Source organism: Aliivibrio wodanis (assembly GCF_052920805.1).
This window is the reverse complement of record NZ_JBREXA010000002.1, coordinates 773,234-790,914: the sequence shown is the minus strand read 5'-3', so window position 1 is coordinate 790,914 and position 17,681 is coordinate 773,234. Positions and strand designations below refer to the sequence as shown.

Sequence of the window (17,681 nt, the reverse complement as noted above, 5' to 3'; positions counted from 1 at the left end):
ATAATTTGCTGTTTTTTAGGCAAAAAAAAACAGAAGCCAATATGACTTCTGTTTCTACTTCTATTTATCTAACCAATAAAAGGTTACTTTTGATTCATTAACGCCAAATCAATGGTAATCGAAACCGCTTCATTCAGATAAGCATCAGGAACTTCATAATCTTTTGGAATATCATCAAGAGATTTAAATTCTTCTTTATTAAGAAGTTTTTGTCTTTGATTAACTCTATCTAGACGACGAACATCTGACTCATCACTTTCTTTTTCACGAACAGTCTTATTTAGTGAAATTGTTGTGATATCTTTTTCTGCTCTATAACGATCTATGTCTTCCTGAATAAAACCAAATTCTTCATCCGTTTTAATTCGCTCAACATGTTTTTTCGCTAATGGTTCAATCGTGTTAGCAATCTGATTAGTTTGTGCATATTCAGCTGCTTTAATGCTATCCCAAGGAAGTGCATTGTCTTCAACACTTTCGCCAGTTTCTTTCGGATCAATAGCTGCTGGGAATGCAATATCAGGAACAACGCCTAAGTTTTGCGTACTACCACCATTAATTCGATAGAACTTTTGAATTGTATATTGAACATGACCTAGCGGTTTATCAAAGAGATCATAAATATGATTTAGAGAACGATGTTGTTGAACAGTCCCTTTACCAAATGAATTTTCACCTAAAATAACAGCACGACCATAATCTTGCATTGCTGCCGCAAATATTTCTGAAGCAGATGCACTGTATCGATTTACTAATACGGTTACTGGACCAGTATATGAAATCTCACCATCTGTATCAGCATTTACATTTACTCGTCCGTAACTATCACGAACTTGAACAACAGGGCCACTAGTAATAAATAATCCAGATAGAGCTGTAGCTTCAGTTAATGCACCACCACCATTGTTGCGTAAATCAACAATAATACCGGTAATATCTTGTTTTTTAAGCTCATCAATCTGTTTTTTCGTATCTTCAGCTAAGCCAACATAGAAACTAGGTACTTCTAGTACGCCTACTTTCTTACCATCTTGCTCAATCACTTCAGATTTAACGGCTCTGTCTTCTAAACGGATCTTATCGCGAACAATTGTGACAGTGTGACTTTTTGAATCTTTGCCTTCTGGCAAGATCTCAAGCTGTACTTTTGTTCCTTTAGGTCCTTTTATCAACTGAACAACATCATCTAAACGCCAGCCGATCACATCAACAACTTTCTCACCATCTTGTCCGACACCAATAATTCGGTCGCCTTCAGAAAGTTCTTTACTTGTTAATGCTGGACCACCTGCCACTAAAGAACGAATAACCGTATAGTCATCTGTTGCTTGTAAAACAGCACCAATCCCTTCTAATGAAAGATTCATTTCTGATTGGAATTGTTCTGCATTACGTGGAGATAAATAACTGGTATGAGGATCAACTTCACGTGCGAACGCATTTACGTAAAGTTGGAACGCATCTTCATTATGACTTTGAGTTAAACGCTTAAGTGCATTGTTATAACGCTTGCCTAACATCTCTTGGATTTCAGGCCAATCTTTACCTGTCATAGACAAGTTAAGTGCATCATATTTAACACGCTTACGCCACAGTTCATTCAATTCTGCTTCATCTTTTGGCCAAGCCGCTTCAGAGCGATCCAGTTCAAGAGATTCATCAGTCGTATAATCAAACTCTTTATCTAAAAGAGATAGCGCATAAACATAACGTTCAAAACGACGTTTGAGTGATAAGTTATAGATATCAAAAGCAGCTTGAGTTTCACCCACTTTTAATTGGTCATCTAACTTAGTTGATAATGGGGCGAATGAAGTAAGATCAGCTTGAGTAAACACATTACGATTATAATCAAGCATGTCTAAATATCGCTCATAAATGGCAACTGAAAAGTCATCATCTAATGAGAAATGCTTATAATGAGAACGTGTAAAACGAGAAGTAACACGCTTACTGGCAGTGGTATGCTGTGTTTCTGCTGTTAGTACTGGTAAGTCCGTTTCTGAATACTTGGCTTCGAGAGGCTTAGCTTCAAGTGCGTGTGCAGACGCTGCTAGCATTACGCTAGCAGCAATCAGCGAGACTCTAAATCGACAATTCATGCGTCGGGAGTGCTCCTTTATGAACGAAGATTCTCCGCTTTAACAACCATTTGTAGGCCATTTGATAAGCGAATTCGTACATCATCCTTGTTAATTTCAACAATTGTCGCAGGCATATTACCTTTACCCATGTTAACGCTTACGTTGTTACCAACAGTTATTTCATCAGCGTTTAGAGCACGAGTTTCAACAGGCTTTTCTACTTTTTTAGCAGCAGCAGGTTGAGGACGACGCTTAGGTGGAGTTGCAGCACGAGCTGTTTTCTTAGCTTTTGCTTCTTCTCTTACTTTTTTCGCTTGCTCTTTACGACGAGCAGCTACTTTTGCTTTGCTCTCTTCAAGAGTCGCTTTAGCGTGTTCAACGTGCTCTTCTTCTAGTTCACCACAAGGGTTACCATCTAAATCAACACGAGATGCGCCTGGCTTAACGCCATGTAGGTAACGCCAAGAAGATGTATATTGACGTAAACCAGCACGTAACTGAGTTTTACTTACTTTAGCATCATCACTTAGACGCTCAGCTAGATCTTGGAAGATACCAATTTTAAGAGGTTTAGCTTCGCCTTCTAAAATAAAGCATTTCGGGAAGCGCTCAGCAATGTACGCAATAACTTCTTTGCTGTTCGCTAATTTTTCAGAGTTTTCCATGTAGTTTCCTGATAGTACGGTTCAAGCCGTATTTCGGTTCATTTCTAGTAAATATATTTCGCTATTATAGATACTTAAGCGTGAAAAACCACTACTGAAAGAAAATTAAAGTCTCTTTTCTGCTTCTTTCATGAAATCAACCAGCCCTTTTTCATCAATTTCACTGAATCGGTCAATATTTGGGCTATCAATATCCAAAACTCCGGCTAATTTACCATTTTGATAAAATGGGATGACGATCTCAGAATTACTTGCTGCATCACAAGCAATATGACCATCAAACTGATGAACATCTTTAATTCGTTGAACGGTTTCGGTCGCAAATGCGGTTCCACACACACCCTTACCTATCGTAATCCGAATACAAGCAGGCTTACCTTGAAACGGACCTAATACCAATTCATTGTCTTTATACAAATAAAAACCCACCCAATTGATATTATCCAGTTCCATATTTAAGAGTGCACTAAGATTCGCTAAGTTAGCGATAAAATCCGATTCACCCTCAATTAAGCCGATGGCTTGCTGTGTTAATCGCTCGTAGTGTTTCAATTCCATTGTTATTTTCCTTTATTCGCTTGCGACTCTATATATACTAAGTACAATGCCTCCGACAAGATAATAATAGGAACCATTCTCATCATGAGCCACATTTCTTCATCTACAATTAACTGGAATTGGTTATTAAGGCAAGCAAAAAACTATAAAAGTCGGTTAATCGTGGCAAACCTTATTGCTATTCTCGCTACGCTTATTAGTGTTCCCATCCCATTATTAATGCCATTAATGGTTGATGAAGTGCTGTTAAACAAACCTGCAACAGGAATTGAGCTGCTTAACACTCTTTTACCTGACGCTTGGCAATCCCCTATTGGCTATATTTTTCTTGTACTTGTATTAGTCATTCTAATGCGTGTCGTTAGTCAAATACTCAATATCTATCAAGGTCGCCAATTTAGCTTAGTATCTAAAACCATCACTTATCAAATTCGATTGCAGCTTCTTGATAAATTGAGTCGTATTAGTATGAAAGAATACGAATCTCGTGGTAGCGGTGGCATTAATTCACACATAATTACAGACATAGATACCATTGATAAGTTCCTTGGCCCTACATTAAGTCGCTTTATTGTGTCTTTCTTAACCGTTATTGGTACTGCAGGTGTCTTACTATGGATCAATTGGCAATTGGGCTTATTTATTTTGCTGGTTAACCCTATTGTTATCTATTTTTCACGCAAACTTGGTAACCGTGTTAAAGATCTTAAACGTAAAGAGAACCAGTCTTATGAACGCTTCCAAACTCGATTAATCGAAACTCTTGATGGTATCTATCAATTACGTGCAGCAAATCGTGAACGTGTTTTTTTAGAACAACTCAAACATCAAGCTGATGAGATAAGACACAGTGCAGACCAATTTTCTTGGCAATCAGAAGCCGCTGGTCGTCTCTCCTTCCTTCTCTTTTTGCTCGGATTTGAACTATTTCGCGCAGCAGCAATGATCATGGTATTGCTTAGTGATTTAAGTATTGGTCAAATGTTCGCGATCTTCAGTTACTTATGGGTAATGCTTTCACCTATTCAAGAATTACTTAGTATTCAGTTTTCTTGGTATGGTGCTTCTGCTGCTTTAAAACGTATCAACACCTTGCTGCATATTGATGAAGAACCAAAGATTGAATCAAACATTGACCCTTTCCATGTATCTCCCTCAACTGAAATAACCATTAACAATTTAAATTTTAGCTATAACAACGAAGTTCAGGTGTTAAATGACTTATCTTTAACCATTAAAGCAGGCGAAAAAGTCGCTCTTGTGGGAGCTAGTGGTGGAGGGAAATCGACTCTAATTCAATTATTATTAGGTTTATATCAGCCTAGTGATGGGCACATACTCTTTAATGGTCATGATACGAAAAAGATTGGCTTTGAAAAAATACGCGATCAAATCTCTGTTGTATTACAACAACCTATACTATTCAATGACACATTAAGGCATAATCTGACACTGGGAATGGATTACTCAGATGACCTGTTATGGAACGCACTTAATGTCGCTCAACTGCAAGATGTAGTAAAGCAACTTACAGATGGCCTTGATACCCAAATTGGTCGTCAAGGTGTGAAACTTTCTGGTGGACAGAGACAACGATTAGCCATCGCAAGAATGGTGCTAACCGACCCAAAATTTGTTATTTTAGATGAAGCAACATCGGCATTAGATACTGCGACAGAAGCAGCACTGCATATTGCACTAAGTGATTTCCTTGTTGGGCGAACCACTTTAATTGTGGCGCATCGTTTAAGCGCAGTGAAACAAGCCGATACAATTTATGTTTTAGATGATGGCAAGGTGTCGCAATCTGGCACGCACCATGAACTGGTTACACAGCAAGGACTGTATCAAACTCTGTATGGATCTATTCAAAGTTAAACAATTAGGTATCAATCATGGAAGACGCTAAATTTCGTCGCTGCCATGGCTGTGATCTGATCGTAAAAGTAGCGATAGTTGCAAAAAAGCAAAATGCTCACTGTCCTCGCTGTAATACGCAGCTGTATCGTGGTAACCGTATTTCATTAAATAGTGATTTAGCCATTGCTATTGCTGCACTATTGCTATTTATTCCTTCACATTTTTTTCCATTGATAACCATTAAACTCTTTGGCGTCATGATCCCTGCTACCTTGCCTTCTGGTAGCATAACGTTAATGGGCGAAGGCTTTTTCATGCTTGGACTGTTGATTTTATTCTGCAGCTCTATTGTGCCCTTCATTATCTGTAGTTCCGTTGTCACGGCACATTTAGCATTAAGAAAGAAATGGTTTCGCTTATTTAAACTCAGCATTACAATCATTCAACATTTGAAAGATTGGCTAATGCTCGATGTATTTTTAGTTAGTTTTGCCATTGCATGCTTTAAAGTACAAGATCACGCTGACATCTTTGTCGGCTCAGGCTTATATGGCTTGGTTCTCCTACTCTTTGTTACTTCTTTATTGCTCACTCATGTTAGTGCAAGGCGTTACTGGAGAGCTTGGCAAAGAAAACACCAACAGCATATTGAAGCACCTATTTTTGAGCCTGAATTATCAGTACACTGTGAGCATTGCCACTTTACTCAACAAAAAGGCCACCATTGCATTCGCTGTCACTCTGTCATACATCCAAGAAAGCCAAATTCAATACAAAAAACATGGGCATACCTCCTGACCGCTACTGTTTTTATTATCCCTGCTAATATTATGTCTATTTCTATTTTATTAACTAACGGTAAACGTCTAGAAGACACTATTTTTTCTGGCGTTGCAGGGTTAATTCGAACCGATATGTACGGGATTGCGATTATCATTTTTGTAGCAAGTATTATAGTTCCAGTTGGTAAGATTCTAGGGCTGGGTTATTTATTACTGTGCGTTCAGTACAAACGCAGCGTATTTCATCGTCAGAGAATGTCGATATACACCGCGGTAAAATGGATAGGGAAATGGTCTGTAATGGATTTGTTTGTTATTTCCATTATGATGACACTGATTGATCGCGGACAAATTTTAGATTTTACTCCCGGCCTTGGTGCCGTTGCCTTTGCCTTAGTCGTGGTTTTTACCATGCTGGCTGCTGAAAGTTTCGATTCTCGTCTGATTTGGGATAATTATGAGCGAACCAAAAAATCTTGATTCATCTATTGAACAAGTAAACATAAAAAATGAGCGAGGGATATCTCCGCTGTGGGCCCTGCCTTTCTTAGCGCTTTGCTTGGGTGGCTGGCTTGTCTATTCCGCTTTAATGGAAGCTGGAGAACGTGTACAGATCTATTTTGACGATGCACAAGGATTGATTGCAGGTCGAACTACAATTAGATATCAAGGTCTTGAAGTCGGTATGATTAAGAACATTACCCTCTCAAAGAACCTTTCTAATATATATGTCGATGCTGATATTTATCCTGAAGCTACCGATCTTTTAAGAGACAACACTCAATTTTGGCTCGTTAAACCTCAGGCATCCTTAACTGGGATCTCTGGTTTAGACGCGCTTGTTTCTGGTAACTATATTGCCATATTACCTGGTTCTGGTGAGGTAAAGACAACCTTTACAGCCCTTACAAACTCTCCAGCCATTCAGCCTGATCCTACAGGGTTAAGTGTCACGTTACGTTCTAAAGATCTAGGTTCAATCTCTGTTGGTTCAAAAATTTACTATAAAAAAATCCCAATAGGTGAAGTTTATAATTTTAAGTTAGATCATGAAACCGATAAGGTACGAATTAAAGCACTTATTCAAGAGCAATACGCACATTTAATTACCTCTAAAAGTCGTTTTTGGAACGCTAGTGGTGTTGGTGCCAATATTGGTTTTAATGGTGTAGATGTCCAATTTGAAAGCTTATCTGCACTTATTGGTGGTGCGATTGCTGTTGATTCCCCCGATGATGGTGAGGCCATCGAAAATGGAAAAGAGTTTCGTTTATATAACAACATTAAAACAGCAGGTCGTGGGATCCCTATTAAAATTACCCTACCAGATAACAACCAAATCAGCCCTAACGGTTCAGCTATTATGTATCGTGGGCTTGAAATTGGCCAAATAAACAGTTTAAAGCTGTCTGACGACAAAAAAGACATCATTGCTTCAGCAACGGTTGAACCTGCATTTACCGATTATTTAAATAACGGCTCTCGTTTTGTCTTAGAAGAGGCAAAATTAGGATTATCTGGTGTTGAGAATATCGGTAACCTTGTTCGTGGTAACTTTCTTACATTGTTACCTGGTAACGGAGAAAAATCTCGTACCTTTACTGCAATTCGCAAACCAGAACTTCTTAAACTCGACTCTAAAGCCTTAACTTTTTCTCTATATGCAGATCGTTCATTTGGTTTAATGTCCGGCACCACTATTTTATATAAAGGCATAAAAGTCGGTTCTATTACTCACGTCGCTTTGGTTAATGACAGAATAAAATTTGATGCCATGATCTTAGAGGAATACAAACACCTCATTAAATCAAAAAATAAATTCTTTGTCTCTGGTAGTGTTTCCGCCGAGTTTACTGACTCTGGAGTGAGTATTGATGTACCTCCAACCCAATCATTAATCTCTGGGTCTATAAGTTTTACCAGTGAAGGTAAAGGTTATAAACAAAAGAGCTATACTCTATTTAAAAATGGATCTTTAGCTGAACTAGCACAATTTAAGACAGAAAAAAGCACTGAATTGACACTCTTTAGCCCCGAGTTGCCTCCTATCACTAAAAATAGTCCTATTCTTTACCGTAACCTTGTTGTCGGAAAAATCACTAATTTTAGTCTGGGTAATGATGGCGTTAATATTAAAGTAAATATTGAGAAGCAATACGCGCACTTAATTCAAAAAAACACAGTATTTTGGAACTATTCTGGGGTTAATGTAGAAGCTAGTTTAAGTGGCCTTAATATTCAAGCAGCCCCTTTAATGTCAATGATCCGTGGTGGTATTGGTTTTGATAATATACAAGGTGTTGAGAATAAATTAGGCAAGAAGTGGAAACTCTACTCTACTCTGTCTGAGGCTCAAGAATTTGGAAAAATTATCTCCTTTACCGCAAAAGACAGCAGTGCTGTTTCTAAAGGAACCTTAATAAAATACCGAGGTGTGGCCGTTGGTGAAATCAGTAAAATTTCACCAAACTTTAAGAAAAACAATGTCAATATCCAAGCTCGTGTTTACCCTGAGTACATAGACCAAATTGCGGTATCAAACAGCCATTTCTGGATTGTAAAACCAAGTATTGGGCTATCCGGAGCTGAAAACCTAGATACCTTGCTGGGAAGTTATATCCAAGTAACCCCAGGTTCTGGCAACAGCAAAACACAATTTGTTTTATCTGAACAACCACAAGGGAATACTTTAATCACCTACACTCTTGAGTCAATGACTCGCGGCTCAGTAAAAGTCGGAACACCTCTTTTATTCAGAGAGATGGAAGTGGGTGAAGTCATTAACGTTCGATTAGGTGATTTATCTGACCGTGTGATATTTACTATTGGTATCGAACCTGACTTTAGTTATTTAGTCCGTGATAATACGATGTTCTGGAATGTATCAGGCGTTAATATGTCAATTGGCTTAAGTGGTGCCAAAGTACAAGCAGGCACTGTTGATAGTATATTACGAGGTGGGATTGCTTTTGCAACACCTGACGACACTTCACTTATGCCGCAGGCCAAAGCAAATAAGTCGTACTTATTACATAAAGCACCTGAAGAAGATTGGGTTTTATGGAACGCAGCAATACCTAATCCAAATAAATAACTCTGTGGTTAGGCGTTGTAGTTAAGAACAATAAGAGTGAAAGCAGTCGGTAAAATGGCTGCTTTTAATTATAATGGCTAGCAAACCATGTTTACTCATACCAATGCAATTAATTATCTAATCATTATGACTCAAATTAGTATCATATATATTTAAAGTGCTTTTTTTAATATCTCCTCTATTGGCTGGGGACGAAAGTAAAAAAAACCTTGAATTACATCGACATCATAGTGTTTTAAAATATCAATTTGCTCCTGAGTTTCAACGCCCTCAAGCACCACCTTCTTATTTAAATCATTGCAGATTTGCAGCATACCCTTTAGCAAAACCAATGAATCTTTATCTTCAGTTATATTACTAATAAACGCTCGATCTATCTTTATCACATCCAATGGTAGCTTAATTAGATAAGCTAACGAGGAATACCCAGCACCAAAATCGTCCATACACAATACAAAACCTATCTCTTTCAAACCATTTAAGTGTTGAATGGCCATATCCTTACGTACTAACGCATTTTCTGTGATCTCTAATTCAATATTAGTAATATCCGCGTTTTCTTCTTTTATTACAGTTTTTATATCCTCAATAAAATCATGATGGTGTAAAGAGTTCGCCGAAATATTTACTGAAATAGGCTTATTTATTTGTGGGTATTTCTTTATGATATTTACAGCGCTTCTAAATACATACATATCAAGATCAAAATACAACCCTGCTTGCTCTACAATCGGAATAAATGCATTTGGAGGAATAACCCCTTTTTCTGGATGCTGCCAACGTATTAATGCTTCATAACCAACCACCGCTCCTGTCGACATTGATACTTTAGGTTGTAGCATTAGAAATAATTCTTCTTTCATCATGGCATGACGAAATTCAGCTAGCACAGTACGTCGACTCTCAGTGTCCTTTTCAAATTGAGGCTCAAAGGCTTGCGCCATGCCTCGCTTGCTCTCTTTTGCAACTTTTAACGCCATTTTTGCATGCCGAAAAAGCAATTCAATATTAAATTTTTCCTTAATCGCGACATGAGCTTCCCCCAAAGAGACACCTAATCGCATCGAGTTTTCATTCAAAACAAAAGGTCTCGAACAGGCATGAACTAAATTTTTTAAGGAGAGCTGAGAATCCGCAACTAACACCGCAAACACATCTGAATGCAAGCGAGCTATCATCGCCTGTTTATGAAATATTCGTTTTAAAATTGAGGACATAGCAACAAGTACATTATTTCCAAAATCAAAACCAAGGCTATCTGTAATATCATGAAAATAATCAATATCTATAACATATAAACTGATTGTATCCTTTGCCTGTTTCTCAATGGTATTTGAGAACTGAACTAAACCACCACGATTATATAAGTCAGTAACTGAATCATAATATGCAGAACGATTTAAGTGACTGAAAAATTTTGCATTTTCTAACCCTAAAGCAATGTTCAAGCAAAATACCTGTAAAAGTTCTTCATCAACATCAGATAAATTTAACCCACCCTCAATAACCACCACTCCTTGCCATTGAGAAGGCGTACTTAAATAAAGTGCTGAAAAGTTTTTTTCTAGAACATGACTTTTAATTGTCAGTGCTTTTTGGGCTATACCTGAAGCTGTATCGTTTGAATACTCATAAATATCTTTACCATACATACTATTATAGCCTTGAGTCGTAGCTACAACTAAAAAGGCATTATTTTTCTTATCCTCAAAATCATTTGGTCCCTTCAGTGGCCGTTGTGAGACACAAAAAATACCTTGTGATGATAGATGAAATAATGCATTAATTTGCTGTAAAACACCTTTAGCAAATTCATTAATTGAACGTTCTTTCATTAATTCAGAAGAGGCATTGATGACATTTTTCAAGCCTTTGTAGTGGCATAGTGAATTTGGCCACCTAATTAGAAATGATATAATCATTTCAGAATTAAATAGGTGTACATAATGACAAAACGTCCAAGAAAGAACTATAGCGCAACATACAAGTTAGAAGCCGCTCAGTTAGTCATTGAGCAAGGATACTCAATTACTGAAGCTTCCCAGGTTATGAACGTAAGTAAATCCGCGATGACTAAGTGGGTTCAGCAGCTAAAAGATGAGTTAAGTGGAGTGATGCCAGCGGCATCTCCCATCACTCCCGAACAAATAGAAATTCGCGAGTTAAAAAAGAAACTTGCTCGTCTCGAGGAGCATAATGAAATACTAAAAAAGGCTACGGCTCTGTTGATGTCAGACTCACTGAACAATTCGCATTAATAGATAAACTCAGGCAGAGCCACAGTATAAGCATTCTTTGTGAAACCTTTGGTATTCATCGGAGTAGTTATAAGTATTGGAAGGCAAAACCAAGAAATATTGACGGTGAATTATTAGAGCTATACTCAGAAGTTAAAGAAGTACATCGCATTAGTAATGGCTCTGCTGGGGCGAGAAGTATAGCAAAAATGGTATCCCAAAGAGGGATACCACTTAGCCGCTATCGTGCGACTAAGTTAATGAAATTGCTTAATTTAGTAAGCACGCAAATACCGAAGCATAATTATAAGAAAGCGGATCATGAGAGTATTATTGCCCCTAATTTATTGAAACGACAATTTGACGTTAAGCAACCAAATCAAATTTGGTGTGGTGATGTCACTTACATTTGGATTGGTACAAGGTGGGCTTATTTAGCTGTTGTTATTGACCTATTTTCACGAAAACCGATTGGTTGGTCATTGTCACTTTCACCTGATAGTAACCTTACAGCGAAAGCACTTTCAATAGCGTATGAATTACGAGGAAAACCATCAAATGTCATGTTCCATAGCGATCAAGGTTGCCACTATACAAGTTTAAAGTTCAGGCAAAAATTATGGCAATATCAAATAACTCAAAGCATGAGTCGTCGTGGTAATTGCTGGGATAATAGTCCAATGGAAAGATTCTTTAGAAGTTTAAAAAGTGAATGGGTTCCTAAGAATGGATATAAAAGTTTTGCTGAAGCAAAACATTCAATAACCAAATATATAATTGGTTACTTCAGTAATATCAGGCCTCATCAGCACAATGATGGATTACCACCTAACCTTGCAGAGCAACAATATTGGTTAGAATATAAAACGGTGGCCAGTTTTACTTGACCACTACACTTCCTTACTTTCTTCTAGGGCTTGTAAGTGATTATAAGATCGTATTGCGGTTGCCAGTGACGTTAAGAGTTTATCTCGAGTAAGTTCACTTTTGGTTTTATAATCATTGATTTCATATTTCGAAATAATATCTTCTTCTGGTGCGTAACCTGGTTGTCCTGTCCGCAAAATAATTTGCAAATTCATTTGCTTTAATTCTTTACGAATCCGCTGTGTTAATAATAAACCTGAATCTGACTCTTCCATCACAACATCAAGTAACACTACGGCACAATCTGGATTGTTCTTTAATAATTCAAAGCCTTCTTTTCCTGAATAAGCACTGATAAACTCAAGATTTTTACTCTGAATTTTAGTGTTAGCTAATGCTAGTTTAGTCACCTCATGAACTGAGCTTTCATCATCGATAATAGCTATCTTCCAGCAATGCTCTGTTTTTATTTCTTTTTCACTAATGTCATCCACTAAATTCAAGATAAAATCACTCATAGATATCTTCCTTCTGTTGTGGCGCTATTAACGGTAATTTTAATTCAAAAGTAGTCCCTATACGGCTTTCAACACTAATCTCCCCACCCATTAAATTAGTCACTATGCTATGAACAATGTTTAACCCTAAACCTGACCCCCCTCGCCCTAATTTTGTCGTAAAGAAGGGGTCAAAAAGTTTCTTAATATATTTATCTTCAACACCATTGCCATTATCACTAAAAAGTAATTTCACTTCATTACCAACGAGATCAAATCGTATTTGAATTTCGCCATTATCTTTCCCTTCAAACCCATGCAACATCGAGTTATTAAATAAATTAGTAATGACTTGTCCTAATGGACCGGGGAAACTATCAAGGGTAATATCTTTAGATCCTTTGATTGAATATTTAATATTAGTTCGTTTTATTTTATGATGCAGAGTTTGCGCAATCTCATTAAGGGTTTCATACAAGTTGAACTCACGACGTTTATTACTCGTTTGATCTACGGCAACCTGTTTAAAACTATGAATTAACTGAGCAGCATGCTGAAGGGAATTCTCTAAAAGCTCAAGAGAACGCATTGATTCAACTTCAAAAGTCTCTAATTTAGAACGATTTAATACCCCACTTTTTACCTCTTCTAAAAAGTCCGTTAAATTCGATGTTAAGGTACTCGCCATTGTGACACTTACCCCTAGTGGCGTATTTACTTCGTGCGCAACCCCCGCAACCAATGTACCTAAAGATGCCATTTTCTCTGTTGCGATTAATTTAGTCTGAGTTTCTTGTAGTTGTTGAAAAGACTGAGTTGCATTATCTCGCTCTACTAACAGCTCTGATTGAATTTTTTGTTCATTGCTCCTTAGCTCATCAAGCTCAGCTAACTCTGCTTGGAACAGCTGTAAATTAGACAAGATATCTGTTAACTCATCATTACGATTAAAAGAGGTTAACTCAAAGTCTCTCTCACCACGGCGTAACCTTTCAATAGTCATGGTTACTTCTGCTAATGGGTTAAAAATAGTACGGCGAGTAATAACAATCATACTTACTACTAAGCTAATAATAAGCAGTGTTGATATCAATAAAATTAAAGAGATGTTGCTTGAAATTCGCGATAAATCGTCCATTGATTTAATCGCCTCTTTTCGAGCGTTTCCTGACAGATTATCTAATATTTTTTCTGCTTCATTAAATATTTGATGTTCTAAATCATCAATAGCCTTGGTAGCAGAGATTTTATTTTGAGTTTGATAATGTTCAAATATATTTGTTCCCCCAACCTTTAACTCATTAAACAATCTTTCAATTTCATTAATATGAATGATTTCTTGCGGTTTTTGTTCTAGTGGTTTGAGTTGAGCTAGGTAAGTTTCAAATTGTAAAGCATTAGCAAAGAACTCACGTTTTGCACTAGCATCAGCTAATACAAAACGGTTTAAGTCCGCTAGCATATCTCCAGCCTCATCTGTCAACTCAAGATAAAATCTTACCCCTGGTAAATCATCGTTAATAACGTCTTGAGGATTATTTGTAGAGCCTACATCTGAAATTTCTTCTTCTTTCATTTGATCTAACAATGCCTCTAAAGGCATACCTACATTCTTTAACAAATCATCAATTTGCTTCGCTGCTCTTCTTTCTTTTGAAGGGAAATAAACCTCAAAAACTTGTGAAATCGCTTTCTGCTTATGCCCTTCAACTAAACGAACAACACGTTCGAGTGTATTTTGTTCTTTTATATCTTTAGGAATTAAATTACGAAATCGAACTAACTCTGCATAATTATTAAAATACTCTTGCTGCTCTTCCTCTTCACCTAACAAATACTCTAATAAATTGGAGTTCATATCACCTAATTCTTCTAGCATTGCTAATGAATTAAGTGCCTCAGGCAAATCATAATCAGCTACTTGCTCAGTAGCAGTATTAATTTTAGAGCTTAAATAAATAACCGTAAAAGAGAAAGTCAAGATAACTACTGAAATGAAACCAAGAATAAGATTGATCCTTGAAGATATTGACTGCCGTTTCATAGTAAAAAACTCCAACATGACTAAATGTTATAAAACAATGATGATGCTGATATATACATATAAAAGTTTAGTTGAAGCTTTAGGGATTGCGAGAAATCATCATAATTTACACTTTACACAGTGAAGTAACATGGACAAGCAACGTCAACAGTATTTATAAAAAAGTGAACTCGTTCTCCTACAAGGCCCAATTCCGTTTAGACAATACAAAGATTTACGTTTACACTTCCTGCCATAACATCACCCTATGAGATTCATCCGTGCACGATAATATTTTTCTCCCTGAAGCCTTCTTAACACAAGTACAAGAAACCATGCCCTCTCACCTTTCAATGGAAGAGTTTATTGCCGCTTGTAAACGCCCTTTACGCCGTAGTATTCGTGTAAATACATTGAAAAACAGTGTAGAAGAGTTCAAACAACGTGCCGATGAAAAGCAATGGAAGCTAGAGCCTGTACCTTGGTGTGATACTGGATTTTGGATCACAAGACCAGAAACTGATACCGTTAAATTAGGCAGTACTGCCGAACACATGTCAGGGCTATTCTATATTCAAGAAGCCAGCTCTATGATGCCAGTGACAGCCTTATTAAAAGACAATGACAACATTGAAATGGCATTAGACATGGCTTCTGCCCCTGGCTCTAAAACCACACAACTTGCCGCAGGCATGAAAAACCAAGGCGCATTAGTTGCCAATGAATTTTCATCAAGCCGTGTAAAAGTATTGTGCTCTAACGTACAGCGTTGTGGTGTAAGTAATGTTGCCCTTACCCATTTTGATGGCCGTGTATTCGGCGGTTGGTTACCTGAAACCTTCGATTCGATCTTATTAGACGCACCTTGTTCTGGTGAAGGAACCATTCGTAAAGATCCAGATGCTATGCATAATTGGAGCCCTGAATCAGTCATTGAAATTGGTGATACTCAGCGTGATCTAATCGAAAGTGCTTTTCATGCCCTTAAACCGGGTGGCGTGATGGTTTATTCAACCTGCACGTTGAATCATCAAGAAAATCAAAATATTTGCCATCATTTAGTCGAACAGCTTGGTGACGCGGTCACGTTTGAACCATTAGGTGATCTCTTTGAGAATGCAGAAAAAGCATTAACACAAGAAGGCTTCTTGCATATCTACCCACAGATCTTTGATAGTGAGGGATTCTTTGTCGCAAAGATTCGTAAGAATTCTGCGACTGTACCTCCAGAAGTTAAAAAACGTTTAGGTAAGTTCCCCTTTACTGCCGCCTCAAGTAAAGAAGCCAAAGACATAGAAACAGAATTAAATGCCACCTTACAACTCTCAATCCCAGAAGCAAACGAGCTATGGATAAGAGATAAAGAAGTATGGGCCTTCCCTAAACGTATGAAACCACTTATTGGCGAAATGCGTTATCACCGTATTGGTTTTAAACTGGCAGAAACCCATAAAAAAGGGTATCGCTGGCAGCACGAAGCAATCATGGCATTAGCAGAAGCAAACAACCCAACTGCATGTGAGTTAACCATTGAACAAGCGCGTGAATGGTATATGGGCCGTGATGTTCGCCCTGAAACTGTAGGCAAAGGGGAAACCATTGTTACTTATTGTGGTGCCGTTATTGGGCTTGGAAAATGGGTAGGTAATCGCATTAAAAATGGACTACCAAGAGAGTTAGTTCGTGATGGGAATTTATTCTAACTAAACGAATTATATCCATCGTACTGTTAAAGGAATTTTGATAAACTGTACGATGGATTATATATAATTAAATTAGGAACATGGACATGCCTTCGCAGTATAGAATAAATAGGATTGTCGATATTGGAGATACACTACACCGCTGTGGATGTGCTCCTTATAAAGTAGAACGCTACACCATGTTTTACGCCAATAAGCATGGTGTAAACTGTATGATCCAAGCAACACCTACCGCTATTAATTATCAATTTCCTGATGATAACAACGCTGTAATCTTAAAACGGCATAAACCAGCAAGTATTGACTTAGGGCTCCTAGCCAATACCATCATCCGCTTACAACAGCCACTCAGTGAGACACCACCGCCACCAGCTGAAGGTGTTCATTTTCCTACTTGGGTTGTTGCACTTGCCAATATCTTTATCCCTCCTGCTTTCTTAATGTTAGTTGGCTCAACTTATGAAGCATTATGGGTAAGCTTTTTACTTGGTTTTGTCGTTTGGGCTTGCCAAGCAGTTTGCACTAAACGTCGTAGTCTAGCTGTTGAGTTTTTTAGCGCCGTAATTGTTACTTTGATTGTCACTTTCATTGCCAGTCTTGGTATCCCCATACCCGTTCTGGCTCTCTGCATTGCTGCTATCGTCCTTTTTGTTCCCGGCCTCTCCATTGCGAATGCCCTAGAGTGTTTAGCTTTCAATGATCTTGTTTCAGGAACCAGTTTGCTTGGTCAATGCTTCTTAACACTGATTAAACTCTTTATTGGTATTATCATTGGATTACATGTTGGTGAAGCGCTATGGGGAGTTCCTGAATATACAGATTATCAAAATGAATTCCCTATTTGGCTGCAAATTATCGGCCTTCCTATTATTTCATTTTCTATCGGCGTCATGTTTAAAGCTCGCCCAAAAGATATGATTTATAGCCTCCCTGTTGCCGTATTGGGTATGTGGGGTCCCTTTTATCTGGGCTTTGATGGCGGATGGGTCGTTGGCACCTGGGTTACCACTGTACTAATCACATTATACGGTACATGGATAGCAAAAAAATTAAATCTAACTGGGATTATTTTTATTATGCAGGGGATCATTATTTTAGTCCCAGGTAGCAGAGTGTTAGTTAGTGCAAGCCAAAGTGTTTTTGAAGCCTCTATATTACCCATTCCAAGTATTGGTTTATCTGCCCTCTTTATGTTCTCCGCTATTGTTGCAGGACAAGTAACTGCCTATTCAATTTACTCACCTAAAATAGAACGAGATTAAAGCAAAAAGGCCAGCTATTAAAAATAACTGGCCTTTTCTTTTTAAGCTA

At 37.7% G+C, this 17,681-nt stretch carries 12 protein-coding genes; 6 read left to right on the top strand and 6 right to left on the bottom strand.

What is annotated here, in order from left to right; genetic code table 11:
• Positions 1–83: 83 nt before the first annotated feature.
• From prc to msrC, 3 genes are all read right to left on the bottom strand, one after another.
• Positions 84–2,102, bottom strand: a complete 2,019-nt coding sequence (prc, locus tag ACU5DF_RS11390; RefSeq protein WP_446712938.1) for a carboxy terminal-processing peptidase — start codon at positions 2,100–2,102, stop codon at positions 84–86.
• A 17-nt stretch (positions 2,103–2,119) separates the two neighbouring features.
• A complete protein-coding gene (gene proQ, locus ACU5DF_RS11385; protein ID WP_045102101.1) occupies positions 2,120–2,749 on the bottom strand; it encodes an RNA chaperone ProQ in 630 nt (209 codons plus the stop codon).
• Positions 2,750–2,854: 105 nt separating this feature from the next.
• On the bottom strand, positions 2,855–3,307 hold the full coding sequence (gene msrC, locus ACU5DF_RS11380; protein WP_446712937.1) for a free L-methionine (R)-S-oxide reductase MsrC: 453 nt from the start codon (positions 3,305–3,307) through the stop codon (positions 2,855–2,857).
• 84 nt (positions 3,308–3,391) lie between these two features.
• Here msrC and ACU5DF_RS11375 point away from each other — a divergent pair, with 84 nt between their 5' ends.
• The 3 genes from ACU5DF_RS11375 to ACU5DF_RS11365 are packed head-to-tail and all read left to right on the top strand — an operon-like array spanning position 3,392 to position 9,043.
• A complete protein-coding gene (locus tag ACU5DF_RS11375) occupies positions 3,392–5,185 on the top strand; it encodes an ABC transporter ATP-binding protein (RefSeq protein ID WP_045102103.1) in 1,794 nt (597 codons plus the stop codon).
• 17 nt (positions 5,186–5,202) lie between these two features.
• On the top strand, positions 5,203–6,429 hold the full coding sequence (locus ACU5DF_RS11370; protein ID WP_446712936.1) for a PqiA/YebS family transporter subunit: 1,227 nt from the start codon (positions 5,203–5,205) through the stop codon (positions 6,427–6,429).
• Positions 6,407–9,043: an MlaD family protein gene (locus tag ACU5DF_RS11365; RefSeq protein WP_446712935.1), complete on the top strand. Its 2,637-nt coding sequence runs from the start codon at positions 6,407–6,409 to the stop codon at positions 9,041–9,043. Before ACU5DF_RS11370 ends, ACU5DF_RS11365 begins: the two co-directional genes overlap by 23 nt.
• A gap of 152 nt (positions 9,044–9,195) precedes the next feature.
• Here the strand turns inward: ACU5DF_RS11365 and ACU5DF_RS11360 are convergent, their stop codons facing one another.
• Complete coding sequence (locus ACU5DF_RS11360; RefSeq protein ID WP_446712934.1) at positions 9,196–10,911, bottom strand: EAL domain-containing protein; 1,716 nt, start codon at positions 10,909–10,911, stop codon at positions 9,196–9,198.
• Positions 10,912–10,989: 78 nt separating this feature from the next.
• Between ACU5DF_RS11360 and ACU5DF_RS11355 the strand changes: the two genes are divergently transcribed.
• Positions 10,990–12,167, top strand: a protein-coding gene (locus ACU5DF_RS11355; RefSeq protein WP_446711485.1) for an IS3 family transposase whose coding sequence is annotated in 2 segments (ribosomal slippage) — positions 10,990–11,257 and positions 11,257–12,167 — 1,179 coding nt in all. Because the reading frame shifts where the segments join, the coding sequence is not laid out codon by codon here.
• 3 nt (positions 12,168–12,170) lie between these two features.
• Here ACU5DF_RS11355 and ACU5DF_RS11350 read toward each other — a convergent pair.
• Together ACU5DF_RS11350 and ACU5DF_RS11345 are read right to left on the bottom strand one after the other, a co-directional pair.
• On the bottom strand, positions 12,171–12,665 hold the full coding sequence (locus ACU5DF_RS11350) for a response regulator (protein WP_446712933.1): 495 nt from the start codon (positions 12,663–12,665) through the stop codon (positions 12,171–12,173).
• Positions 12,658–14,688 (bottom strand): ATP-binding protein, encoded by a 2,031-nt coding sequence (locus ACU5DF_RS11345; RefSeq protein WP_446712932.1) that lies wholly within the window; start codon positions 14,686–14,688, stop codon positions 12,658–12,660. Before ACU5DF_RS11345 ends, ACU5DF_RS11350 begins: the two co-directional genes overlap by 8 nt.
• Before the next feature lie 260 nt (positions 14,689–14,948).
• Between ACU5DF_RS11345 and rsmF the strand changes: the two genes are divergently transcribed.
• Complete coding sequence (gene rsmF, locus ACU5DF_RS11340) at positions 14,949–16,370, top strand: 16S rRNA (cytosine(1407)-C(5))-methyltransferase RsmF (RefSeq protein WP_446712931.1); 1,422 nt, start codon at positions 14,949–14,951, stop codon at positions 16,368–16,370.
• A gap of 86 nt (positions 16,371–16,456) precedes the next feature.
• Positions 16,457–17,632 carry a threonine/serine exporter family protein gene (locus ACU5DF_RS11335; RefSeq protein ID WP_446712930.1) on the top strand — a complete coding sequence of 392 codons (1,176 nt, stop codon included), beginning with the start codon at positions 16,457–16,459 and terminating at the stop codon, positions 17,630–17,632.
• Positions 17,633–17,681 lie beyond the last annotated feature (49 nt).

Coding starts and splice junctions, on each gene's coding strand:
- proQ (WP_045102101.1), bottom strand. CDS start 2,749: ATGGAAAACTCTGAAAAATTAGCGAACAGCAAAGAAGTTATTGCGTAC.
- msrC (WP_446712937.1), bottom strand. CDS start 3,307: ATGGAATTGAAACACTACGAGCGATTAACACAGCAAGCCATCGGCTTA.
- ACU5DF_RS11370 (WP_446712936.1), top strand. CDS start 5,203: ATGGAAGACGCTAAATTTCGTCGCTGCCATGGCTGTGATCTGATCGTA.
- ACU5DF_RS11345 (WP_446712932.1), bottom strand. CDS start 14,688: ATGAAACGGCAGTCAATATCTTCAAGGATCAATCTTATTCTTGGTTTC.
- ACU5DF_RS11335 (WP_446712930.1), top strand. CDS start 16,457: ATGCCTTCGCAGTATAGAATAAATAGGATTGTCGATATTGGAGATACA.
- ACU5DF_RS11350 (WP_446712933.1), bottom strand. CDS start 12,665: ATGAGTGATTTTATCTTGAATTTAGTGGATGACATTAGTGAAAAAGAA.
- ACU5DF_RS11375 (WP_045102103.1), top strand. CDS start 3,392: ATGAGCCACATTTCTTCATCTACAATTAACTGGAATTGGTTATTAAGG.
- ACU5DF_RS11365 (WP_446712935.1), top strand. CDS start 6,407: ATGAGCGAACCAAAAAATCTTGATTCATCTATTGAACAAGTAAACATA.
- prc (WP_446712938.1), bottom strand. CDS start 2,102: ATGAATTGTCGATTTAGAGTCTCGCTGATTGCTGCTAGCGTAATGCTA.